This is a genomic window from Comamonas thiooxydans (assembly GCF_000964545.1).
Classification (GTDB): domain Bacteria; phylum Pseudomonadota; class Gammaproteobacteria; order Burkholderiales; family Burkholderiaceae_C; genus Comamonas; species Comamonas thiooxydans.
Genome location: NZ_BBVD01000003.1, coordinates 298,583 through 321,829, shown reverse-complemented (window position 1 = coordinate 321,829; position 23,247 = coordinate 298,583). Strand labels below are relative to the sequence as shown.

Annotated in this window: 19 protein-coding genes; 2 read left to right on the top strand and 17 right to left on the bottom strand. The window is 63.2% G+C overall.

What is annotated here, in order from left to right:
* From Cth01_RS05235 to Cth01_RS05200, 8 genes are all read right to left on the bottom strand, one after another.
* Positions 1 to 449 (bottom strand): hypothetical protein (locus tag Cth01_RS05235; RefSeq protein WP_045838670.1); only part of this gene is annotated, 449 nt, incomplete at its 3' end.
* A 179-nt stretch (positions 450 to 628) separates the two neighbouring features.
* Complete coding sequence (locus Cth01_RS05230) at positions 629 to 1,720, bottom strand: ribonucleotide-diphosphate reductase subunit beta (RefSeq protein ID WP_045838669.1); 1,092 nt, start codon at positions 1,718 to 1,720, stop codon at positions 629 to 631.
* 227 nt (positions 1,721 to 1,947) lie between these two features.
* Positions 1,948 to 4,857, bottom strand: coding sequence for a ribonucleoside-diphosphate reductase subunit alpha (locus Cth01_RS05225; protein ID WP_034394355.1), 2,910 nt, complete (start codon positions 4,855 to 4,857; stop codon positions 1,948 to 1,950).
* 505 nt (positions 4,858 to 5,362) lie between these two features.
* Positions 5,363 to 5,992 (bottom strand): 1,6-anhydro-N-acetylmuramyl-L-alanine amidase AmpD, encoded by a 630-nt coding sequence (gene ampD / locus Cth01_RS05220; RefSeq protein ID WP_045838668.1) that lies wholly within the window; start codon positions 5,990 to 5,992, stop codon positions 5,363 to 5,365.
* The gene (locus Cth01_RS05215) at positions 5,985 to 7,451 is read right to left on the bottom strand and encodes a sigma-54-dependent transcriptional regulator (protein ID WP_082085635.1); all 1,467 of its coding nucleotides are present in this window, start codon (positions 7,449 to 7,451) and stop codon (positions 5,985 to 5,987) included. Before Cth01_RS05215 ends, ampD begins: the two co-directional genes overlap by 8 nt.
* A gap of 47 nt (positions 7,452 to 7,498) precedes the next feature.
* Positions 7,499 to 9,304, bottom strand: coding sequence for a sensor histidine kinase (locus Cth01_RS05210; RefSeq protein WP_034357807.1), 1,806 nt, complete (start codon positions 9,302 to 9,304; stop codon positions 7,499 to 7,501).
* Positions 9,305 to 9,308: 4 nt separating this feature from the next.
* The gene (locus Cth01_RS05205; RefSeq protein WP_045838666.1) at positions 9,309 to 9,554 is read right to left on the bottom strand and encodes a PP0621 family protein; all 246 of its coding nucleotides are present in this window, start codon (positions 9,552 to 9,554) and stop codon (positions 9,309 to 9,311) included.
* Complete coding sequence (locus Cth01_RS05200) at positions 9,551 to 10,357, bottom strand: cytochrome C assembly family protein (protein WP_034357803.1); 807 nt, start codon at positions 10,355 to 10,357, stop codon at positions 9,551 to 9,553. Before Cth01_RS05200 ends, Cth01_RS05205 begins: the two co-directional genes overlap by 4 nt.
* Before the next feature lie 493 nt (positions 10,358 to 10,850).
* Here Cth01_RS05200 and ffh point away from each other — a divergent pair, with 493 nt between their 5' ends.
* Together ffh and Cth01_RS05190 are read left to right on the top strand one after the other, a co-directional pair.
* Positions 10,851 to 12,242, top strand: coding sequence for a signal recognition particle protein (gene ffh / locus Cth01_RS05195; RefSeq protein WP_045838665.1), 1,392 nt, complete (start codon positions 10,851 to 10,853; stop codon positions 12,240 to 12,242).
* Positions 12,243 to 12,550: 308 nt separating this feature from the next.
* Complete coding sequence (locus Cth01_RS05190; RefSeq protein WP_045838664.1) at positions 12,551 to 13,129, top strand: C40 family peptidase; 579 nt, start codon at positions 12,551 to 12,553, stop codon at positions 13,127 to 13,129.
* Between the two features lie 67 nt (positions 13,130 to 13,196).
* On the opposite strand, the gene Cth01_RS05185 is transcribed toward Cth01_RS05190, so the two are convergent.
* From Cth01_RS05185 to modA, 9 genes are all read right to left on the bottom strand, one after another.
* A complete protein-coding gene (locus Cth01_RS05185) occupies positions 13,197 to 13,904 on the bottom strand; it encodes a DUF1266 domain-containing protein (RefSeq protein ID WP_045838663.1) in 708 nt (235 codons plus the stop codon).
* Entirely contained in the window at positions 13,901 to 15,103 is a 1,203-nt protein-coding gene (locus Cth01_RS05180) for a hypothetical protein (RefSeq protein WP_045838662.1), read from the bottom strand. Before Cth01_RS05180 ends, Cth01_RS05185 begins: the two co-directional genes overlap by 4 nt.
* Positions 15,085 to 17,397 carry a hypothetical protein gene (locus Cth01_RS05175; RefSeq protein WP_045838661.1) on the bottom strand — a complete coding sequence of 771 codons (2,313 nt, stop codon included), beginning with the start codon at positions 17,395 to 17,397 and terminating at the stop codon, positions 15,085 to 15,087. Before Cth01_RS05175 ends, Cth01_RS05180 begins: the two co-directional genes overlap by 19 nt.
* Positions 17,398 to 17,585: 188 nt before the next feature.
* Positions 17,586 to 18,914, bottom strand: a complete 1,329-nt coding sequence (gene miaB / locus Cth01_RS05170; RefSeq protein WP_003071003.1) for a tRNA (N6-isopentenyl adenosine(37)-C2)-methylthiotransferase MiaB — start codon at positions 18,912 to 18,914, stop codon at positions 17,586 to 17,588.
* A 157-nt stretch (positions 18,915 to 19,071) separates the two neighbouring features.
* Complete coding sequence (locus tag Cth01_RS05165; protein WP_045838660.1) at positions 19,072 to 19,476, bottom strand: hypothetical protein; 405 nt, start codon at positions 19,474 to 19,476, stop codon at positions 19,072 to 19,074.
* A gap of 96 nt (positions 19,477 to 19,572) precedes the next feature.
* A complete protein-coding gene (fdhD, locus tag Cth01_RS05160) occupies positions 19,573 to 20,436 on the bottom strand; it encodes a formate dehydrogenase accessory sulfurtransferase FdhD (protein ID WP_034381306.1) in 864 nt (287 codons plus the stop codon).
* Between the two features lie 57 nt (positions 20,437 to 20,493).
* Positions 20,494 to 21,579 (bottom strand): molybdenum ABC transporter ATP-binding protein, encoded by a 1,086-nt coding sequence (modC, locus tag Cth01_RS05155; protein ID WP_034381304.1) that lies wholly within the window; start codon positions 21,577 to 21,579, stop codon positions 20,494 to 20,496.
* Positions 21,576 to 22,256, bottom strand: coding sequence for a molybdate ABC transporter permease subunit (gene modB / locus Cth01_RS05150; RefSeq protein ID WP_003075261.1), 681 nt, complete (start codon positions 22,254 to 22,256; stop codon positions 21,576 to 21,578). The genes modC and modB overlap by 4 nt, the downstream gene beginning before the upstream one ends.
* A 180-nt stretch (positions 22,257 to 22,436) precedes the next feature.
* The gene (modA, locus tag Cth01_RS05145) at positions 22,437 to 23,231 is read right to left on the bottom strand and encodes a molybdate ABC transporter substrate-binding protein (protein ID WP_003075262.1); all 795 of its coding nucleotides are present in this window, start codon (positions 23,229 to 23,231) and stop codon (positions 22,437 to 22,439) included.
* Positions 23,232 to 23,247 lie beyond the last annotated feature (16 nt).

Sequence of the window (23,247 nt, the reverse complement as noted above, 5' to 3'; positions counted from 1 at the left end):
TTTGCAGGAGCAGCGGCCTTGGCAGCGGTTGCAGCCTTCTTGGGTGCAGCCTTCGCAGGAGCAGCGGCCTTGGCAGCGGTTGCAGTCTTCTTGGGTGCAGCCTTTGCAGGAGCAGCAGCCTTGGCAGCGGTTGCAGTCTTCTTGGGTGCAGCCTTAGCAGGAGCAGCAGCCTTGGCAGCGGTTGCGGCCTTCTTGGGCGCAGCCTTTGCAGGAGCAGCAGCCTTGGCAGCGGTTGCAGCCTTCTTGGGTGCAGCCTTTGCAGGAGCAGCAGCCTTGGCAGCGGTTGCAGCCTTCTTGGGTGCAGCCTTTGCAGGAGCAGCAGCCTTGGGGGCTGCGGTCTTGGTTGCAGCTGCCTTCTTCACAGCTTCAGCCTTGGGCGCGGCCGCCTTCTTGGCAGGTGTCTTTTTCTCGGTTGTGGCCTTGGCGGCCGTCTTCTTCGCAGTTGCCATCATTTTCTCCTTCGTTGATTTGCATAAGACGTCCGGTTCCTTGCGGTGCCGGACGATTCAAAGCGATGTGGAGTTACGCATCGCTAGGAACACAAATTTGCTTCACGCCAAAAATCTCAGTTTTTTGTAGCAATGAAGTGAAGCAAGTCATGACTCGCATTGTGCCTGCTTAGAAGCAATTAATCCCAAGAAAGTGCGCCTCCGGTCTGATACTCGATCACTCGTGTCTCAAAGAAGTTACGTTCTTTCTTCAAATCGATCATTTCGCTCATCCAGGGGAAGGGATTTTCTTCACCGGGGAACAGTTCCTCCAGACCGATCTGCGTGGCGCGACGGTTGGCGATGTAGCGCAGATAGCCCTTGAACATGGATGCATTCATGCCCAGCACGCCGCGTGGCATGGTGTCCTCGGCATAGCGATATTCGAGTTCCACAGCCTTCTGGAACAGCTCCGTGATTTCCTGCTTGAACTCGGCCGTCCACAGATGGGGGTTCTCGAGTTTGAGCTGGTTGATCAGATCGATGCCGAAGTTGCAGTGCATGGACTCGTCGCGCAGGATGTACTGGTACTGCTCGGCAGCGCCCGTCATCTTGTTCTGGCGGCCCAGGGCCAGGATCTGCGTGAAGCCCACGTAGAAGAACAGACCTTCCATCAGGCAGGCAAAAACGATCAGCGACTTCAGCAGCGTCTGGTCGGTTTCGGGCGTGCCGGTGTTGAAGTTGGGGTCCATGATCGCTTCGATGAAGGGGATCAGGAACTCGTCCTTGTCGCGGATGGATTGGACTTCGTTGTAGGCGTTGAAGATTTCCGATTCATCCAGGCCCAGCGATTCCACGATGTACTGGTAGGCGTGAGTGTGGATGGCTTCCTCGAAGGCCTGGCGCAGCAGGAACTGGCGGCACTCGGGCGCCGTGATGTGGCGGTAGGTGCCCAGCACGATGTTGTTGGCGGCCAGCGAGTCGGCCGTCACAAAGAAGCCCAGATTGCGCTTGACGATGCGGCGCTCGTCTTCGGTCAGGCCGTTGGGGTCCTTCCACAGCGCGATGTCGCGCGTCATGTTCACTTCCTGCGGCATCCAGTGGTTGGCGCAGGTGGCCAGATACTTTTCCCAGGCCCACTTGTACTTGAAGGGGACCAGCTGGTTCACGTCGGTCTTGGCGTTGATGATGCGCTTGTCGGCGGCATTCACGCGCTTGTGGGTGCTGGTGGACGCGCCGGCTTCTGCGCTGGTGGCGGAAGAGGCAAAGGTGTCGTCGTCAAAGCTCAGCATATTTATTCCTTGAGGGGGAAAAGGCTGGGTGCAATGCAATCGACATCCAGCTTTTCAGTCATTTATTGATGGAGTGGCACCACTCAAATACTGGCGCACTCTAAAGCGAGAGACACCGAGGAAGCGCCGCCGCGCACCGAGGGTGTCGTCCCCCTCCGGCGCTCAGCGCCAGAGAGGGGGAAGGCGCGGGGCCGCCTAGGCCAAGCGCTTCAGGGGGAGTCAGCCAGTTATTGGCAAGCCTCGCAGCCTGGATCGTCGATCGCGCAGAACTTGATGTCCGTGGCGGGTGCCTGGGCGCGGGCGGCGGCGGCAGCGGCTTCCAGTGCGCTCACCGCAGGCTTGGCCGCAGGAGCCGCCGAAGCGGCAGGAGCGCCGGAGGACACAGCGTTCAGCACACGGCTTTGCACGGTGGACTTCTCGATATTGGTCGCGCTGGTGGTGCGCAGATAGTAGGTGGTCTTCAGACCGCGCAGCCAGGCCAGCATGTAGGTGTCGTGCAGCTTCTTGCCCGATGCACCGGCCATGTAGATGTTCAGGCTCTGGGCCTGGTCGATCCACTTCTGGCGGCGCGAGGCGGCTTCCACCAGCCATTCGGGCGAGACTTCGAACGCGGTGGCGTAGAGGTTCTTGATCTCTTGCGGCACGCGGTCGATGGCGCGCAGCGAGCCGTCGAAATGCTTGAGGTCCATGACCATCACGTCGTCCCACAGGCCCAGGCGCTTGAGGTCGCGCACCAGGTACTGGTTGATGACGGTGAATTCGCCAGACAGATTGGACTTCACGGACAGGTTGCCGAACGAAGGCTCGATCGAGGCATCCACGCCCACGATGTTGGAGATGGTGGCGGTGGGCGCAATGGCCACGCAGTTGGAGTTGCGCATGCCGTCCTTGGCGATCTTGGCGCGCAGGGCGTCCCAGTCCAGCTTGGCGGAGCGATCCACCTCCACATAGCCGCCGCGGGCCTTTTCCAGCAGCTTCAGTGTGTCGGGAGGCAGGATGCCCTGATCCCACAGCGAGCCCTTGAAGGTGGAGTAGGTGCCGCGTTCCTTGGACAGCTCGGTCGATGCCCAGTAAGCGTAGTAGCAGATGGCTTCCATGGCTTCGTCGGCGAACTCGACGGCGCCCTGGCTGGCGTAGGCGGTGCGCATTTCATACAGCGCGTCCTGGAAACCCATCAGGCCCATGCCCACGGGGCGGTGGCGCAGATTGGAGTCCTTGGCCTTTTGCACGGCGTAGTAGTTGATGTCGATCACGTTGTCCAGCATGCGCATGGCCGTGTTCACGGTCTTGCGCAGCTTGTCGTGGTCGATCTTGCCGTCCTTGATGTGCTGGACCAGGTTCACGGAACCCAGGTTGCAGACCGCAGTTTCGGTGTCGCTGGTGTTGAGCGTGATCTCGGTGCACAGATTGGACGAGTGCACCACACCCACGTGCTGCTGGGGCGAGCGGATGTTGCAGGGGTCCTTGAAGGTGATCCAGGGATGGCCGGTCTCGAACAGCATCGAGAGCATCTTGCGCCACAGGTCCACGGCAGGCACGCGCTTGAACAGCTTGAGCTCGCCGCTGTCGGTCTTGGCTTCATAGGCGGTGTAGGCCTTCTCGAAGGCTTCGCCGTACAGATCGTGCAGATCGGGAGCGTCGGCGGGCGAGAACAGGGTCCACTGGCCTTTTTCCATCACGCGCTTCATGAACAGGTCGGGAATCCAGTTCGCCGTGTTCATGTCGTGGGTGCGGCGGCGGTCGTCGCCGGTGTTCTTGCGCAGCTCCAGGAATTCTTCGATGTCCAGGTGCCAGGATTCCAGATAGGTGCAGACCGCGCCCTTGCGCTTGCCGCCCTGGTTCACGGCGACGGCCGTGTCGTTGACCACCTTGAGGAAGGGAACCACGCCTTGCGATTCGCCGTTGGTGCCCTTGATGCGCGAGCCTAGGGCACGCACACGGGTCCAGTCATTGCCCAGGCCGCCGGCAAACTTGGACAGCAGAGCGTTTTCCTTGATGGATTCGTAGATGCCGTCCAGGTCGTCGGGCACGGTGGTCAGGTAGCAGGACGACAGTTGCGAGCGCAGCGTGCCGCTGTTGAACAGCGTCGGGGTGGACGACATGAAGTCGAAGGACGACAGCAGCTCGTAGAACTCGATGGCACGTGCATTGCGGTCAGGCTCGTTCAGCGCCAGGCCCATGGCCACGCGCATGAAGAAGGACTGGGGCAGCTCGATGCGGGTCTTGCGCACGTGCAGGAAGTAGCGGTCGTACAGGGTTTGCAGGCCCAGGTAGTCGAACTGTTCGTCGCGCTCGGCCTTCAGGGCCTTGGCCAGACGGGGCAGGTCGTAGCTCAGCAGCTCGGGGTTGAGCAGCTCGTTGTCCACGCCCTTTTGCACAAAGCCGGGGAAGTAGTCGGCATAGGCGGCCTGCATTTCTGCGGGCTGCACGTCGCGGCCCATGACTTCGCGCACGATGGTGTGCAGCAGCAGGCGGGCGGTGACGTAGGTGTAGTCGGGGTCTTTTTCAATCAGCGTACGGGCGGCCAGGATGGACGCCTTGTAGACCTCGGCCAGAGGCACGCCGTCGTACAGATTGCGCAGGGTCTCGGCCACGATGGGCGCGGACTGGATGTCGGCATTCAGATTGCGGCAGGAAGCGACGATCAGAGCCTCCAGGCGCTCCTGGTCCAGGGGCACGCGCTGGCCGTTGTCGGTCACATGCAGCACGGGCTTGGCGGCGGCAGCGGCGGCCACTTCGGCGGCCTTCTTCTGCTCGGCACGTTCCTGGTTGCGGCGCTCGCGGTACAGCACATAGGCGCGGGCCACGTCCTGGTGGCCGGCGCGCATCAGGCCCAGCTCGACCTGGTCCTGCACATCTTCAATATGGAAGGTGCCGCCATCGGGACGCGAGCGCACCAGTGCGCGCACCACGCCTTCGGTCAGTTCGTTGACGGTGTCGCGCACGCTGGCAGACGCCGCGCCCTGCGCGCCGCGCACAGCCAGGAAAGCCTTGGTCAGGGCCACGGCAATCTTCTGGGGCGCGAAAGCCACCACATCGCCGCTGCGGCGGATGATCTGATAGCTGTCATTGGGGGAGGAAGAATTGGCTGCGCCGGCAGGCGCGGCAGAAGGCAGTGAGTTCAACGCTTCTTGCATAAGTTCCTCTGAGTCAGTATGTGGATAGGCAGACAAAGGCCTGCACTGTGGGCAGGCCATCAAAAACACGATTCGGTGCCTCGGTTTACACATGGTTTGCACAGGGTGTGCACAACTTGTAAACACTAGATATGGGGTCTGAGGCTCTTCAAAACACTACCGGTAGTGTATCGCGCTTAAATCCGAGCGACCTGATGAAACTACTGAATCTGGCATTTCGAGCGCCGCTTGACAGCCGCAAAAATGACTTCATCCCGCATGAATAAAGGCCTGTGGCGCGGTTGCGCGCGGCGGCAGATCGGGCCGGAAATATGTAAAAAATTTGCGTGTTTGATGCAGGCGACAGTTGTTGCGCGCGCGCCATTGACATGCCGTTTCGAAGCCCCGCAACGATGGATGCTTGGGATTCTCAAAATGAGGAGCGCATAGCGCCTGCAAATAAAAGATTTCAGCTGTGAATATGTATGAAATCGAGTGCTGAAAGGCGGTAGGTGCTATGAAGATTTCAGGCTGCGCCTGAGGCTGCAGGATTGGGGGGGAATTCCCAGCTGCGCGTGCCGTCTGTGCTGGCCAGCTGCTGCTGCAGCCGCGGCCAGTCGAAACCGGGTCCGGGGTCCTGCTTGCGCCCAGGCGCGATGTGCTCGTGTCCGGCGATGTAGCGCACCGGATAGTGCGCCGCGATGGTCATGCAAAGCTGCTGCAGGGCCTGGTACTGCGGAGCTTCAAAGCTCAGGCCTTCCAGGCCTTCGAGTTCGATGCCGATGGAGTCGTCGTTGCAGCGCTCGCGCCCGCGCCACTGACTGACACCGGCATGCCAGGCGCGGTCGTCGCAGCTGACGAACTGCCAGATCTCGCCCTGGCGCGTGATAAAGAAATGTGACGAGACTTCGAGGCCGCGAATGCCCTGGTAATAGGGGTGGGCGTCCCAGTCCAGCTGATTGGTGAACAGTTGCTGCACCGCGCCTGTGCCGTACTGGCCCGGAGGCAGGCTGATGGAGTGGATGACGACGAGATCGATCTGCGCATCCTCGGGGCGAGGGCCGAAATTGGGAGATCTCAGCTGACGCGCCGCACCATACCAGCCGGCCTGCCAGGGCTGGGTCAGGGAGGAGGAAAGGGGCGTGGAATCAGACATTGTCGCTCTGGTGTTTGCTGCCTTCGGCCGGCAGGTCTATGCCCAGACGGTCGATGCGGTAGCGAATCTGGCGCAGGCTGATGCCCAGTCTGGCCGCCGTGGCTGTGCGGTTGAAGCCGTTGTCCTGCAGGGCTCTGACCAGGATGCTGCGCTCCTGCTCATCAAGCCAGCCTTGCAGATCCTCCGGCAGCATGGCCGGACTGCCTGCGTGCTGAGTTTGCGGCGGCGGTGCGCTCGATGCCCAAGCGCCCGAGGAGGCCGCTACCGCCACGCCAGCGCACTCGGCCGGCACGCCGGATTCGGGCAGACGCAGCGGGCCTTCCTCGCCCAGTGCAATGGCGCGGTGCAGCACGTTCTCCAGCTCGCGCACATTGCCAGGCAGCGGGAGCCGGGCTATCTGGCTCAGGCTGATGTCGTCCAGCTCCGGCGTAGCCAGTCCGGACTCGCGGGCCAGCTTTTGCAGCAAAGCCTGGCATAGCTGGCCCAGGTCTTCACGGCGCTCGCGCAGCGCGGGCAGCTCGATTTCGATGACGTTGAGGCGGTAGAACAGGTCCTGGCGGAAATTGCCTGCCTGCACTTCCGCTCCCAGATCGCGGTGGGTGGCGCTGACGATGCGCACATCGACGGCTTCTTCCTGGGTGCTGCCCAGCGGACGAATCTTGCGCTCCTGAATGGCGCGCAGCAGCTTGGCCTGCATGGCCAGGGGCAGGTCGCCGATTTCATCGAGAAACAAGGTGCCGCCCTGTGCGGCCTGGAAGTAGCCGGGCCTGTCCTGCGTGGCACCGGTGTAGGAGCCCTTGCGGGCACCGAAGAACTCGGCTTCGAGCAGGCTTTCCGGGATGGCACCGCAGTTGACCGCGACCATGGGGCCGCCGGCCCGCTGGCTGCAGCCGTGCAGGGCGCGTGCCACCAGTTCCTTGCCCGTGCCGGATTCACCGTGGATCAGCACGGGAGCCATGCCTTTGGCGACCTTGGCAATGCGCTGCTTGACCAGCTGCATGGCCTGAGACCTGCCAACCAGAGCCTCCAGGGCGCCAGCTGGCGTTCCCGCACCAGTGCCGCTGGCGGCCGAGCTGTCGCTGGTCTGCGGGTTGCCGGGCTTGGGCACCGCGCCAATGCCTTGCACGGCCGAGGCCACGACCTGACGGAACTGGCGCAGGTCCACGGGCTTGGTCAGATAGTCGAACGCACCCGCGCGCAGGGCCTCGACGGCGTTTTCGGCAGAGCCGTAGGCCGTCATGACGATGCAGCGCTCGCTGCGCGACTGATCGCGCAGCAGCAGCAGCAGCTCCATGCCGATCCCGTCGGGCAGGCGCATATCGGTAATCAAGACATCGAAATTGCGGCCTTGCAACTGAGTCATGCCTTCCTGGACCGAGCCCGCGGTTTCCACGCGGTAGCCTTCCCGCAGCAAGGTCAGCTCGTAGAGCGTGCGCAGATCCGGTTCATCATCGACCACGAGAATGCTGGCCGCTGCGGATGAGTGAGGCGATGATGTCACTGGGCTTACACCATGATCGAGTCAAACAGGGAGTGGCTCGCGAGGGATGAAGGGCCGCTGCGCAGAGTCACGATAAAGGCATTGCCGTTCACCTCGCCTTGCGGTGTGCTGCGAGCCAGGCGTTGATAGCTGATGGAGGCATCGTAGCGCTGGCACAGTTCGCGGCATATATAGAGTCCGAGGCCGCTGGAGCGGCTTTGGGAGGAGAAGAACGGCTCGAACAGATGGCGCTCGACGCTGGACTCCAGCGGTGCCCCATCACTCCAGACCATGAACCAGCAGGTGTCGTCCTGCGGTGCGAGACCCTGGATCTGACCGTTCAAGGGCCCGTGGCCGCTGATCAACTGCAGGCCCGCCTCATTGCCGGCATGGCTGCGGTGGCGCTGGGCATTGTCCAGCAAGTTGATCAGCACGCGGCGCAGATGCTCTTCATCGAACAGGATGTGGCGGGCCGTTGCATTGAGCCGCAGCAGAAGCTGGCGCGGCGGAGCGGCCTGTATGCGCCATTCATGGCTGATCTGGGCCAGCAGGGTGTCCAGCGGCAGCGACTGGCCCTGATGGGTTTCTGCGCCCTGCTGCACGCGTGCCAGGTTGAGGATTTCTTCGGCGATGCGGGCCAGTCGGTCGGCGTTCTGCCCCACGATCCGGCATAGCTGTTGGGGGCCGGGCTGGCTCGCCAGGTCTTCGGCCAGCAGCGCATTGGCCTGGGTGATGGCGGCCAGCGGGTTGCGTATTTCATGGGCCACGGCAGCCGACATACGGCCCATGGAGGCCAGCTTTTCGGTGCGCAGCTGCGCTTCCATTTCGCGCAGGTCGTGAAGAAACATGACGCAAAGCGAATGGCTGGCTTGCGCCTGCGGACCCTCGTCCAGATAGGGCGCCGAAACTTCGGTGATGCGTGTGCGCACATGCATGCCCGTGGCGCCGTGTCGTTCATGGGCCTGCAGGTGAATCGTGGCGGACAGCGGGCGGGCATGGGCAAAGCTGGCTTGTGTTGAATGCGCCAGCGGCTCCCACCAGCTGTGGGCCTGCAGGGAAAAAGGCTGGGGGTGATCTATGGGCAGGCCCAGCAGCTGCAAGGCAGCTGGGTTGGCCTGCAGAACCAGCAAGCTCGAGTCGACCACCAGCACGCCGTCGGAGAAGTGGTTGATCACCAGACTGTTGACCTGCTCCTGGGTCTGGGTGCGCAAGCGGTTGAACAGTGCCTGGGAACGCTCGCGCCGGACACGCTTGGCCAGCTCGTGCGTGAGATAGGCCACGCAGAAATAGCCGGCGCAGGAAAAAGCCGTCTGGTAGTAAGACTGGGCGCCGTCGTTGAGCCCGCCATGGTATTGCCAGAAGGTATAGGCCAGCGTCAGCAGCGTGATGCTGGCCGTGGTGCCAAAGGCCAGCATCAGTCCACCCAGCGCCGAGGAGATCAGGACGGGAATGGCCAGCAGCGCGGTGTAGTTGAGCGAGCCGACCTGAAAGATCTGCAGCAGAAAGATCACCGCAATGTCGACGCCGATCACGGGCAGCCATTGCAGGGCTGCGCGAGGCGCCGGCAAATGACGTCCGGCAGCCAGGCGCAGCACGACGGTCAGCGTCAGATAGGTGAAGCAGATCAGCCAGGCCAGGGGAGAGCTGATGTTCTGCAGCTGCAGATTCAGCGTCTGCAGCAGCACCAGGGCCAGCGCCAGAAGCACGCGGCCGCTGAGGAAGGCCTGCCACAGGCGCACGAACGGGGCGTTGAGACTGGCGTCCGCGCGCCGGCTGATGGCTTCATCGAGCGGGATGGCGGTGTGCTGCCAGGGCGAGGCGGAGTTCACCATGCGGTCAGTGGCGGGCAGTGTCTTGCTGGGCCAGGCGGCGGTGTTCCGCGCTGCAGAAGATCTTGCCCGAGGCGTCGCTCACGGCATCTGCTTGCGGCAGGTGAAGGCCGCAGTGAGCACAAGCTACCATGGTCTGTGCCTGCTTGGGGGTGCTGGCAGGCCTGGTCTGATCGGCCACTTCAGCGCGGCGTTTGTTGCGCCAGATTCCGACAGCCACCACCACGACCAGCAGGACCAGCAAATACTTCATGCTGCGCGCTCCAGCAGGACTTCAATCACAAACCGCGAGCCGGCATAGGCCAGCAGCAAAAAGATGGCGCCGATATAAAGAACACGTACGGCGCTCTGGCCGCGCCAGCCGAATCGCTTGCGGCCGAACAGCAGCACGGCAAATGCCAGCCAGGACAGCAGGGAGAAAATGGATTTGTGATTCCACACCCATGCTTTGCCGTAGAGCTGCTCGCCAAACAGCCAGCCTGCGGCCAGTGTGGCGGTCAGCAGCACAAAGCCCGCTCCGACAAAACGGAAGGTCAGCCGCTCCAGCGTCAGCAGCGGCAGTCCGCTGTCATGGTCGCCGCCCTGGCGCATCTGCCGCTCGGCATGGCTCATCAGCGCGCCATGAACGACGGCTGCGGCAAACAGGCCGTAGGAAGCAATACCCAGAGCCAGATGCAGCGGCAGCCAGGGCGAGGCGTTGACGTGCAGCGGAGTGCCGGGGAACACCACGGCCAGAAGCACGGCCACGCTGCCCAGCATGGACAGCGGCCAGCGCGAGCGCAGCTGCGGGTAGAGCTGCTGCTCCACCACATAGACGGTCAGCACCAGCCAGGCAGTGATAGAGAGTGCAGGAGCAAAGCCGAAGTGCGGCAGCTCGCCAAGCAGACCCCAGCCCAGCAGCAGGGCATGCAGTGCCCAGGCCAGGCGCAGGCAGCGACGGGCACCGGCTTCTTGCAGGTGCTGGGTGGCAAGTGCAGGAATGGCGTAGGCAATGGCTGCGGCCATGGCCAGGATCCAGCCAATGGGGCCAGCTGCGGTGAGCGGTTGGGAGAGCATGCTTTCTATGATAGTGCCGCTGGCCCGCACTCATCTTTTGCAGGCCGCTGCCGTCCGGCAATTTTGTGCATAAAGCACTGCCTGAACCCGGTCATGAGCGTGGGTTTGAGCGCTTGCGAGCAGATCGTCGACTTTCGAGCCCGTTCTTCAAGGATTTTCTCCTGCCGGGCGATGTCTCCAGTCTTCCCGCCCAGCCGGCCAGTCCTGCGCCACGCGCAAGGACTTGCAGGAGAGCTCGATTCAGGTCCATTAAGGTCCATTCAGGACCGGTCTGGTCTCTTTCGAGGGAGTTGTGAGGCAGGGCGCAGCGACCTTGCACGCCTGAGGCAGATCACGGACAAGCCTGCGGGGCATCGTCAATCAAGGGCAGCGGGTAAAATGCCTGTTCATGCAGCTTCGCCTCGCCTGAGCTGGGTCCGCAAGCTGCCCGGAACCGTGCTGCGCGCTCGCGCACGACTCCCGTCCATCCATAACTTTCGAATGCTTTTTGCTTATGGCCTCCGCACTCACCGATAAACTCTCGCGCCTTGTCAAAGAGATGCGCGGCCAGGCCCGCATCACCGAGTCCAATGTGCAGGACATGCTGCGCGAAGTGCGCATGGCCTTGCTGGAGGCCGACGTGGCCCTGCCCGTGGTGCGCGACTTCATTGCCCGCGTCAAGGGAAAGGCGCTGGGCCAGGAAGTCATCAGCTCGCTGCAGCCCGGCCAGGTGCTGGTGTCCATCGTCAACAAGGAGTTGGCGGCGACCATGGGCGAAGGCGTGGCCGACATCAACCTCAATGCCCAGCCTCCCGCCGTCATTCTGATGGCTGGTCTGCAAGGCGCCGGCAAGACCACCACCACGGCCAAGCTGGCCAAGCATCTGATCGAAAAGCGCAAGAAAAAGGTGCTCACGGTCTCGGGTGACGTCTATCGCCCCGCGGCCATCGAGCAGCTCAAGACCGTGACGGCCCAGGCTGGCGCCGAGTGGTTCCCTTCCACGCCCGACCAGAAGCCCCACGATATCGCCGTGGCCGCGATCGACTACGCCAAAAAGCATTTCTTCGATGTGCTGCTGGTGGATACGGCCGGCCGTCTGGCCATCGACGAGCTGCTGATGGCCGAAATCAAGGATTTGCACGCCACGCTCAAGCCCGTCGAAACCCTGTTCGTGGTCGATGCCATGCAGGGCCAGGATGCGGTCAACACGGCCAAGGCCTTCAAGGAAGCGCTGCCGCTGACCGGTATCGTTCTGACCAAGCTCGACGGCGATTCTCGCGGCGGTGCTGCGCTGTCGGTGCGCCAGATCACGGGCGCGCCCATCAAGTTCGCCGGTGTCTCGGAAAAGATCGACGGCCTGGAAGTCTTCGATGCCGACCGCCACGCACAGCGCGTGCTGGGCATGGGCGACATCGTGGCCCTGGTCGAGCAGGTCACCAAGGGCGTGGACATGGAAGCCGCGCAGAAGATGGCCGAGAAGCTCAAGAGCGGCGACGGCTTCGACCTCAACGACTTTCTGGCCCAACTGCAGCAGATGAAGCAGATGGGCGGTCTCTCGACCCTGATGGACAAGCTGCCCGCCGAGCTGGCCGGCAAGGCCGGTCAGGTCGATATGGACAAGGCCGAGCGCGAGATCAAGCGCAAGGAAGGCATCATCTGCTCCATGACCTTCAAGGAACGCAAGAACCCCGCCCTGATCAAGGCCACGCGCAAAAAGCGTATTGCCGACGGCGCAGGCGTGCAGGTGCAGGAAGTCAACCGCCTGCTCAAGGAGTTCGAGCAGATGCAGACCATGATGAAGAAGTTCAAGGGCGGCGGTCTGATGAAGATGATGAAGAAGATGGGCGGCATGAAGGCCATGAAGGGCATGATGGGCGGCGGCGGCATGCCCAAGCTGCCGTTCTGATAGCTCCCCCTGAGCCGCTGCGCGGCTTCCCCTGGCCGGGCGCCCCAAGGAGGACGACAACCTCGCTGCGCGGCGGCGCGGCCGGCATAGGCGCTTGCTCGCTGTCCCTGAGTTGGGGGGGGGCTTGGTTTGAGATCAGCGATCTATAAAAAGTGAGCTGCTTGCGCTTGTTGTTTATGGGTTTGGATGAGAAATGCATCTGAATCAAAGGAATGACAAGCGAGAGCAGCTCACTTTTTTGTAAAGAAGCGCAGTAATTGTGGGTAGAAGGTGGCTGTATGGGCGGCTTTCTGAGAACATGCCTTTCCATGAAGCTACAAGACAGGACTTTCATGGAGGCGGGCCAGCGGCAACCTCTGCCTCAATGTCTGGAGCGCCGCGGCGCGCTGATGCTGGCGGGTTCGCTGCTTGCGGTGCTGGCAGGGTGTTCCACCACCAAAGACAAGCCCCGGCCTGCTGCGCAAGGCGGATCTTCCGTGCGCCCGGCCAATGCCCTGAGTCTGGATGCAGAGCTGCGCGAGTCGCTGCTGGCGCGCACCATGCTGGTGGTCAACACGCCTTACACCTATGGCGGCAACTCGCCTGAAGGCGGTTTTGACTGCAGCGGCCTGATTCAGTGGGCCGTGGGGGGCATCACGGAAATGCGCCTGCCCCGCACCACATCGCAATGGGCGCAGGCCAGCAACCCGGTGGACGGACGCGATCTGATGCGCGGCGACTTCGTGTTCTTCAACACTCTGGGCGGGCGCTATTCCCATATGGGAATTTTTGTGGGCAACGGACAGTTTGTGCACGCGCCGTCCAGCGGCGGAACGGTGCAGCGGGTACGCATGGACAATGTGTACTTCGCCAAGCGATTCACGGAAGCCCGAAGTATCTTTGCCTGAATGCCCGCGCCGCGGATGTAAAAAGGGACTGCCTGGCAGTCCCTCGGTTTTTGCGGGTGTCCCGCACTTATGCCGCAGGCTCGGAGGCGGGCTTTGCCTCATCGCCGGTCAGCGGCAGATTCCAGCTCATCGCATGCCAGGGGTGCTGCTCCTGCGTCACCCATTGCGCCACTTCTTCGGACGTGAAGGCCTTGCCCAGTATATCGCTGCGGCCTTGTGCCAGCCATTGTGCGCGGCCCTGTGCATAGGCCTGACCGAAAGCAAGCCAGCTGTCGAAGCATTGCTGGGCGCGCTGTGCGTTGAGCTGAAGGATATCCCAATGCAGGGCTTCGTCCGTCCATTCCAGCAGCCTGGCGCTGCGCACAAAAAAGGTCACGCGCGCGCAGGCAAACGCCATTGCGGCGCGCACGTCGTCGCTGCGCTGCAGGCGCTGCAGATCCAGCATGAACCAGCGCTGGCGCAGTGCGTCGGGCAGTTGCTGGCGCACCTGTTCGTCGCTGAGGTCGGTGCGCAGGCCAAGATGGTGCAGGATCATGGGGCGCAGCTGCCTGGCCAGCGCATCGTCAGCGCCATGCAGATCGCTGGCAAAGCCGCCTTGCATGGCGTGGTAGGCCATGGGGTGGGCCAGGGCCAGGGCCCAGTTGCGCTCCTGGCTGCCCGCCTGGTAGCTGATGATGTCGCCGCGTTGCCTGGCCTCCTTGAGGCGCTTGAAGCCGCCGCGCAGCACCCAGTAGACCAGGGCCACGATGAGTAGAAAGATCGTCCATCCGCTCATGTGCGAACTCCTGGGCGACCGGGACGCTTTCTGGCCATCAGCAAGCTCTGTTTCAGTGCGGCGGATTTGGGCATGCGTTCAATGACTTCGCTGTCCAGCGAGTCCTTGCGTGCCGCCACCATCCACTGCATCAGCGGTGACTGCAGATTGAGCCGGGGCAGCAGGGCGGGGTGCTGCTGCATCAGCCACAGTTGCTCGTCGTCGGTCTGCAGCTCCTGCACCGAGCACCAGGGCGCCAGCCCCGGATGGGACTTCAGCAGCTCGGGCGGGCGGCGCACAATGCCCATGGACAGCGCGTCCTCGGGCACCTCGTCATTGAGCGGCAGATGATTGAGCAGAGTCACCACATCGGGCATATAGCGCGCAATCGGCGGTCGGTTCTGCTTGCCCTTGATCTGCTCGATCTGAAGCTTGCCGTCCTTTTGCACATAGGCATTGACGGTGATGCGGGGCTGGGCCGTGCCCGTGCGGTAGCTGAACAGCCGCATGCGCCCCGACTCGAGACCCTCGGCGTAATGTTCTCCATAGCCGCCGCTGAAGGACTTGCGGTTGGCAAACTGGCCCACGCAGTGGCCCATCATCTGGCTTTCATAGGCCATTTCCTGGCGCATCTGCGCACTTGTGCCGTCAAACTCCACAAAGGTACCGTGCTGGCCGCGCAGCAGCCCGTGCACGGCGCTCTGGCTGTGCTCGACCCGGCCGCTGTTCTGCTTTTTCTCGAAAGCCAGATGCTCCAGCGTCCAGCGCGCCAGCGCCTGCGGGCAGTTCACGCGCTGCAGCTTGCCTTCGAGAGAGGTGCCCTTGCGGGTGGAGAGAAATTCCACCAGCCGTGTCTCCAGCGCCAGCAGGGCGGCGCTGTCGGGCTGCACCCACCAGAGCTCGGGCAGCTCGAAGCCGGCCTGCCTGCGCTCCAGCCGCTCCAGCGCCCAGGCCGGCGGCTGCTGACGGCCGGCCAGCTCCTGCAACTGCCGGACGTCGGCAATGCGCAGCACGTCAGGCTCGTCGGCCTGCAGATTGCCCACCACATGGCGGTAGAAGTGGTTGCCCAGCCAGGCAGCGACATCGGCTGCGTCGCCGCGCTCTGCGCTGCGCTCCTTGATGCGCTGCTTGATGGCCGGGGCGTTGACGACATCGCGCGCCTTGTAGGCACTGGCGGCAGCGGCTTTTTCGACGACCTGATTCACCAGAATTTCCACCATGGTTTGCGACCCGATGCCTCAGCGCCGGCCTGGGCGTCGCGTTCGGCCAGCTTGCGCTCGGCGCGCTCTATGCCGGACTGCGACATGCGCCGCTCGTCCTCGTCGTCATCCTTGTCCAGATAGCTGTTGGCCTGCTTGTGCAGTGCCACGGATTCTTCCAGCAGCTCGGGGTAGGCTTCCAGCGCACAGGCCAGGCGGCGCAGCGGATAGCAGTCCTGCAGCGCGATGACTTCTTGCTGATGTGCGCGCAGGCGCGGCAGCACCAGCTCGGGGCGTGTGCTGGAGAAAAAGTCCAGCATGGACATCAGGGACGCCAGGTAGTTGCGGCGCACGTCGCGCTGCTCGTCCTCATCCAGGTCGTGGAACCATTGGTCCAGACGCTCCATCCAGATGCTGATCTCGTCATCGCGGTTGAGCTTGTAGAGCGACAGGGCGACGGTGGAGAAGTAACGTGTGGGTTCGTGGCGGCTGTAGCCATGCTCCTGGGCGAAATGCCACAGGCGCTCGGCCTCGACCACGGTCTGCGCGTCGTCATCCTTGCCCACGGCACACCACAGCAGGCCGTTGTGATGCTCGGCAAACGGGCTGCTGCCCAGTCCCTTGTGGTGCAGCTCGGCGGCCTCGTCGTAGCGGTCCATGAAGCGGTACTTGATGGCCAGGTTGTTGCAGAGCATGGAGTACACATGCAGGTCGCCATCCTTGAAGCGGCCCTGGCCAGTCGCCCAGAAATGCTCGAAGCGGGCGAGACCCTCCTCGTAGTAGCGCACGACCAGAGGCTCGCGCACCTCCTGCGCAGGCACTTTCTTCTTGCCGCCCATCAGCGGTGCCAGATCGTCTGCATCGTCAAGGACCACGCCGGCGGCGTAGCACCAGTGCGCGCCATGGCCCTGGGGAAAAGGCCGAGCCAGCGCTTCTTCCTGCGGCAGCGCGGCAAAGCGGGCAGCCCAGAGCGCGGGCAGCTTGTCGCTGTCGGCCATCTCGGGGTGCTGGCCCACGCCAATTTCCAGCAGCGGCAGAGCCTGCTCCATCTGGCGCTTGCGTGCCAGACGCAGGCCGTCGAGCAGAGCCAGCACCGGATGCGCCGGCTGGGCTGCGCGCACCATGTTCAGATAGAAATCAGCCGGATGCAGCGGCCTCTCTTCTTGCGCGAGCAGCTGGCGCATGTCCTCGTCGGTCTGGCCAATGGCCAGAACCAGGGCCCAGGTGATGGCGTTTTCCGAGTCGTTGCTGAACTGCTTCTTGGCGAGCTCGAAGGCGGCCACGGCCGAGACGGGACGAGCGTGGAGCACGCTCTCCAGCGCCAGATCGGCAGCTTGTTTCAGGCGCCCGGTCTGCTCCAGCCAGCCCAGCCAGGAGGCGGTGAAGGGATCGCCCGAGTCATCCGTCAGTCCGAAGTGTCCCTGAGGGGCCAGCTGCAGAGCTGCCTCCAGCTGACCGGCCTGAGCGCAGGCCTGGGCTTGCAGTCGCACGATCTTGACCTGGCGATGCGCCTTGACGGCTTGCGAGGGCGGGGGATTCTCCAGAGCGGCCAGTTGCTGCTCGCAGGCCATGAGCAGGGCGGGCAGGCTTTGCGGGGCCAGCGGCAGCACATGGTCGGCCAGCGTCATCCAGCGGTCAAAGTCCACCTGCTGATCGGGCGCGGCATCACGCAATATATTGATGGCGTTTTGCACGAGGCTGGCTGACTCGCTGGCGTGGCCGCTTTTCTGAGCCATTTCCGCCTTGCGAACGCAGAGGATGGCATCGAGGTAGGCCGCATCTTCGGCCAGATCGGGGTTGCGACGCTCCTGGGCGCGTTGCAGCTCAAGGCCCGTGGCCGCAGCTTCCCAGGCCTGGAGCTGCGAGGCCATCCAGTGCCAGCCATGCCAGTAGTTGTCGCTGTCCACATCCTCGGGCAGCCGGGCAATGGCCTGTGCTGCGGCACTCAGCAGTGCTTGTGCGGAGGGCTGGTCAAAACCCATGCGGCTCTGGATGTCGCTGAGGCTCAGGCGCAGCGCGGCCTCTGCGGGGCTCAGTTCGTCGGCAGCGGCCAGGGCGGTGTCGCGATGCTGCTGCAGCAGCTTGTTGGCCGCCTCGGGCTGATCGAGGTAGAGCCAGAAGTCGTGAACGCGCTCGAGCTCCTGCACGGTGGCTGGGGCAAAGTTCTGCTGCCCCATCAACTCCACCGCAGCAGCGATGCGGTCCTGACGGCTGATGCTGCCGGGCTTGTCGTCGTTGTAGTCGTTCAGTAGCTCATGGGCTTGGTCCAGCAGGGCGTAGATGGCATCGCCCTGCAGTGCGGCAGTTTGGTTCATGGTGTCCAGAGTTCAATCCGAGGCAGCTTGGCCCCAATAGGTCATCATCCTAGCTGCGGATTGAAGAGGTGTGTGCCATCCGGCAAGGCATCACCATTTGTTACAGAATTTATAACCAGTCATGAAAAAAGCCTGCCTTGGAATTGCAGGCAGGCTTTTTGTGGATGAGGCTGGGGACTGTCGGGCTGTCAATCCTTGACCAGGACTTCGCCGCGCAAGGTGTAGGCCTTGGCTTCGGTAATCTTCACATCTACCATCTGTCCGATCAAACGCTCGTTGCCGGGGAAGTTGACCACGCGGTTGCAATAGGTGCGGCCCATCAGCTCGCTGCCGTCGCGCTTGCTCACGCCTTCGACCAGCAGGCGTTGCACCGTGCCGACACGCTCTTCGCTGATCTCCTTGATGTTGGTGTTGATCACGGCCTGCAACTCCTGCAGGCGGCGCAGCTTGACTTCGTGCGGCGTGTCGTCGTGCAGATTGGCTGCAGGCGTGCCGGGGCGGGGGCTGAAGATGAAGCTGAACGAGTTGTCGAAGCGCACATCGTGGATGAGCTTCATCATCTTCTGGAAGTCTTCCTCGGTCTCGCCGGGGAAGCCCACGATGAAGTCGCTGCTCATGGCCAGATCGGGACGGATGGCGCGCAGCTTGCGGATGGTGCTCTTGTACTCCATGGCCGTGTAACCGCGCTTCATGGCCATGAGGATCTTGTCGCTGCCATGCTGCACGGGCAGATGCAGATGGCTGACCAGTTGCGGAATCTTGGCGTAGGCCTCGATCAGGCGCGGCGTGAACTCGTTGGGATGGCTGGTGGTGTAGCGGATGCGCTCGATGCCGGGAATCTCGGCCACATATTCCAGCAGCAGCGCGAAGTCGGCCATCTCGCTGCTGTCGCCCATCTTGCCCAGGTAGGCGTTGACGTTCTGGCCCAGCAGCGTGATTTCCTTCACGCCTTGCTCGGCCAGGCCCGCGACTTCCACCAGCACGTCCTCGAAGGGGCGGCTGACTTCTTCGCCGCGCGTATAGGGCACGACGCAGTAGCTGCAATATTTGGAGCAGCCTTCCATGATGGAGACAAAGGCCGAAGCGCCTTCCACGCGCGCCGGCGGCAGGTGGTCGAACTTCTCGATTTCGGGGAAGGAGATATCGACCTGGGGCTTGGCCTTGGCCGCGCGCTGATTGAGCAGCTCGGGCAGGCGGTGCAGGGTCTGGGGGCCGAAGACCACATCGACAAACGGAGCGCGCTTGATGATCTCTGCACCCTCCTGGCTGGCCACGCAGCCGCCCACGCCGATCAGCACGCCTTTTTCCTTGAGATGGCGGATGCGGCCCAGATCGCTGAATACTTTTTCCTGGGCCTTCTCGCGCACCGAGCAGGTGTTGAACAGGATCAGATCGGCCTCGTCCACGTTCTGCGTGGGCTCGTAACCCTGGGCCGCGCCCAGCACATCGGCCATCTTGTCCGAGTCGTACTCGTTCATCTGGCAGCCAAAGGTTTTGATAAAGACTTTCTTGCTCATGGGGCGCTCTTGTCAGGTGGGCCTGCAGTGTCTGCAAGCACAAAGTGATAGCGGCTGGCGCCTGCCATCACTCGATTTAGATATGGAAACAGTTCGAAAAGCTTGCTGAAAAAGCGCAAGCAGCTCGTCAATCAATAGCGGCCGGCGCGGGCCGGACTCAGCTGCCGAACACGCGCTGCAGCAGGGTGCGCGGCTGGATCGGCTTGTATTTCTCGATTTCGGCCGGGGTCAGAATCCAGGCCATGTGCAGACCCTGCGTCTGTGGCTCGATCACATAGCCCACCAGCAGTTTCTGGCCTGCATAGTTGCTGGCAAAAACCAGGCTGCGTTCGCGGCTGAACAGGCGAAAGCCCGGCGTGGTGCGGATGGTCGTGCCGTTAATGGCCACTTCGGGGAAATTGGTGACCGTCAGTTCGCCGAACTGCGCCGTGGGCGGAAAGTTGCGCGTGTCGTCCGAGGGCAGGCCCTGTGCCAGGGCCGGCAGGCTGGCGCTGGCGGCAGCAGCCAGCAGGGCGCAGCCCCAAAGGCGGCGGCTGAAGCGGGTGGTGGTGCAGCGGTTCATGGTGTATATCCAGGGGCTGATCGTGGGGCGGTCAGAGCTGGAGTCATGGCCGCAATGCCGTGATTCTAGAGGCTGGCGCTTGGCAGCAGGGCTTGCTCAGGCTTTGCCGCCCGCGGCATAGAGCACGGCCTTGGGCGGGCGGCACAGCCCCCAGAAGCGCAGGCCCGTCAGCTCCGCCATGCGCACGCCCATGACGGTGGGCGCGGAAATCGTGGCCAGCGCCGCGATGCCGACCTTGGCGCATTTGCGCACCAGTTCATGGCTGCCGCGGCTGGACAGCAGCACAAAGCCGGGTTCGCCGAGGCGGCCCGTGCGCGCCAGCCGGCCGACCAGCTTGTCCAGCGCATTGTGGCGGCCCACGTCTTCGAGCACATCCGTGATGTCGCCCGCCAGAGTGGCCCAGCCTGCGGCATGGATGGCGCCGGCCTCGGCATTGAGAATCTGGTGTGGCGGCAGGGCGTCAATCGCCTTGAGCACGGTGGCTGCGTCGACCCGCTCCAGCCAGCCCTGGGGCGGCAGGGCATCAAACGACAGGTCCAGCGCCGCAAAGCTCTCGACTCCGCAGACGCCGCAACCCGTGCGGCCCGTCATGCTGCGGCGCCTGTCCTTGAGCCGCGCAAAGCAGCGCGAGGCGATGTCGAGCTGCACTTCCATGCCGTCCATGCCTTCGGGCAGGCCGGCCGCCGCGGCAGACACGGGGCGGGCTTCGATGCCGTAGCAGTCAGTGGCGCTGTCGATGATGCCCTCGGTCAGCGCAAAGCCCAGCGCAAAGTCCTCCACATCGGTGGGCGAGCCCATCATCACCGCATGCGAGATGCCGTTGAAGACCAGCGCGATCGGCACCTCGGCCGCGAGCACGCGCTCCTGCCGCTCCTGCTTCCCGGCGTTGAAGAAGCTCACGGCATGGGTGTGCAGCGGTGCTATCGGCTGGGCAGGGATGGGGCAGGCGGACTCGGTCATGGGCTGATGATAGTCAGCAGGCGCATCCCTTGCCGGCAAGGGGCGGATGCGCTGCGCTCAGTCCAGCAGTGCCATCCCCTTGATCTGTGCATACAGCGGCATGCCGGCCTGCAGTTGCAAGGCCTTGGCCGAGTGCCGGGTGATTCTGGCCAGCAGTCGGGTGCCGCCCGCCTGCAGCGAAACCATGACCTGCCCCGGCCCGTCCTCGCGCAGGCCCAGCACCTGCACCGGAAGGATGTTGAGAATGCTGCTGCCCTCGGGCCTGAGCAGACTCAGGCTGACATCGCGTGCCTGCACGCGCAGCGGCACCGTGCTGCCCGGCTCGCGCGGTCTGGCCATGACGAGCTGCAGTTGTCCGCCGTCGAAGATCAGCGTGCTCAGATGGTCGGCAGCGTCATGGGCCTGCACCGTGGCATGGACCACGCTGGAGGCCACGTCGCCATGGGCCAGCGGCAGATCGAGGCTGGAGAGCAGTTCGGTGACGGAGCCCTGCGCCAGCACCTTGCCCGCGCCGAGCAGCACCATATGCTGGGCCAGGCGCGCAACCTCGTCCATGGAGTGGCTCACATAGATCACGGGAATCCGCAGATGCCGCTGCAACTGCTCCAGATAGGGCAGAACCTCGGCCTTGCGCTGGGCGTCGAGCGCGGCCAGGGGCTCGTCCATGAGCAGCACTTCGGGGCTGGTGGCCAGCGCTCTTGCAATCGCCACGCGCTGGCGTTCGCCGCCCGAAAGCGTGGCGGGCATGCGATCCATCAGATGGCTGATGCCCAGCAGTTCCACGGCCCGCTCCTTGGAGACCTTGCGGCGTTCCTGCGGCGTGCGCTTGAGACCGTAGTCGATATTGCGCTGCACCGACAGATGAGGAAACAGGCTGGCCTCCTGAAACACATAACCGAGTGCGCGCTGGTGCGTGGGCAGCCATTGTCGGCTGGTATCGTCCTGCCATACGGTCTGGTTGACGGTGACGCGACCTTGCGCCCGTTCAAGCCCGGCAAGACTGCGCAGACAGCTGGTCTTGCCGCAGCCCGAAGGCCCGAACAGGGCCGTGACCCCCTGGCCGGGTAGCTGCAGATCCACATCGAGTTCAAAGTCCGGCCGGCTCAGCCTGAGCTGTGCGGCGATGAAATTGGTGGCTGTCATGCGCGGCGCTCCGCTTTGGGTTGCAGCCAGTTCAAAGCCAGCAGCACGATGAAGGAGAACACCACCATGCCGGCCGCCAGCATATGGGCGTGGCCGTACTCCATGGCTTCCACATGGTCGTAAATCTGTACCGAGACCACGCGCGTGACGCCGGGGATGTTGCCGCCAAGCATCAGCACCACGCCGAATTCGCCCACGGTGTGGGCAAAGGTCAGCACGGCGGCGGTGATGAATCCGGGACGCGCCAGCGGCAGGGCCACGGTCAGGAAGCGGTCCAGCGGACTGGCGCCCAGGCTGGCGGCAGCCTCCATGGGGCGCGGGCCCAATGCCTCGAAGGCACGCTGCAGCGGCTGCACGGTGAATGGCATGGAGTAGATCAGCGAGCCGACCACGAGGCCGGCAAAGGTGAACGGCAGATTGCCCAGGCCCATGGCCTGCGTGAGCTTGCCTATGGGGCCGTTGGGCCCCATGGTGACCAGCAGATAAAAGCCGATGACGGTGGGCGGCAGTACCAGCGGCAGCGCCACCACGGCACCGATCGGGCCGCGCCAGCGCGAACGGGTATGGGCCAGCCACCAGGCCAGCGGTGTGCACAACAGCATGAGCAGCACGGTAGTCACGCCCGCGAGCTTGAGCGTGAGCCAGATGGCTGCGTAGTCTTCGGCATTCAGTTGCATGGAATCAAAAACAGGACTTGCGCAAACAAGCATGCACAACGGACATTTCTATCGGCAAAGCACCATGTCCGATCCGAATTTGCGCAAGTCGAAAAAAAGACCCTTGGAGCGCCCAGCTTAGCCGAGCAGCGCCAAGGGTAGAGCGGATTGGTTTGAGCTCCAGGATTTGCCGGTCAAGCGTCAGAAGCTGTAGCCATAGGAGCGGATGATGTCATGTGCCTTGGGGCTGCGCAGGTACTTCATCAGAGCCGCAGCGGCTTCGTTGTCCTTGGCGCTGTTGAGCACAATGGCATCCTGGCGGATGGGTTCATGCATATTGCCGGGCACCTGCCAGGCCGAACCCTCGCGGATCTTGCCGTTCTCCATGACCTGGGACAGCGCCACAAAACCCAGCTGCGCATTGCCGGTGGCAGCGAACTGGTAGGTCTGGGCGATGTTCTCGCCCATCACCACCTTGGGCTGCACCTGTGCGCTCAGGCCGAGCTTGTTCAGCACTTCCATGGCAGCTGTTCCGTAAGGGGCCAGCTTGGGATTGGCAATTGCGATGTGCTTGTAGTCGCCGCTCTTGAGTACATCGCCCTTGTCGTCCACATAGCCGGCCTTGGGGCTCCACAGCACCAGCGTACCGATGGCGTAGGTAAAGCGCGAATCGGTCACGCCCTTGCCTTCCTTGGCCAGCTTCTCGGGTGTGGTGTCGTCGGCGGCCAGCAGAATGCCGAAGGGCGCGCCGTTGTTGATCTGGGCGTAGAACTTGCCGGTGGCGCCAAACGACAGCTCGGCCTTGTGGCCTGTATCCTTCTCGAACTCGGCCGCAATCTTCTTCATGGGCGCGGTGAAGTTGGCTGCCACGGCGACCGCCACTTCAGCGGCCTGCGCCTGCGCAGACCACAGGCCCAGCACGACTGTGCCGATCACGGCCGCAGAGCGAGCCAGTTGAAAGGAAAAACCGGTGGAGCGGGCAGTGATCTGAGTCATTGAAATTTCGCTATTC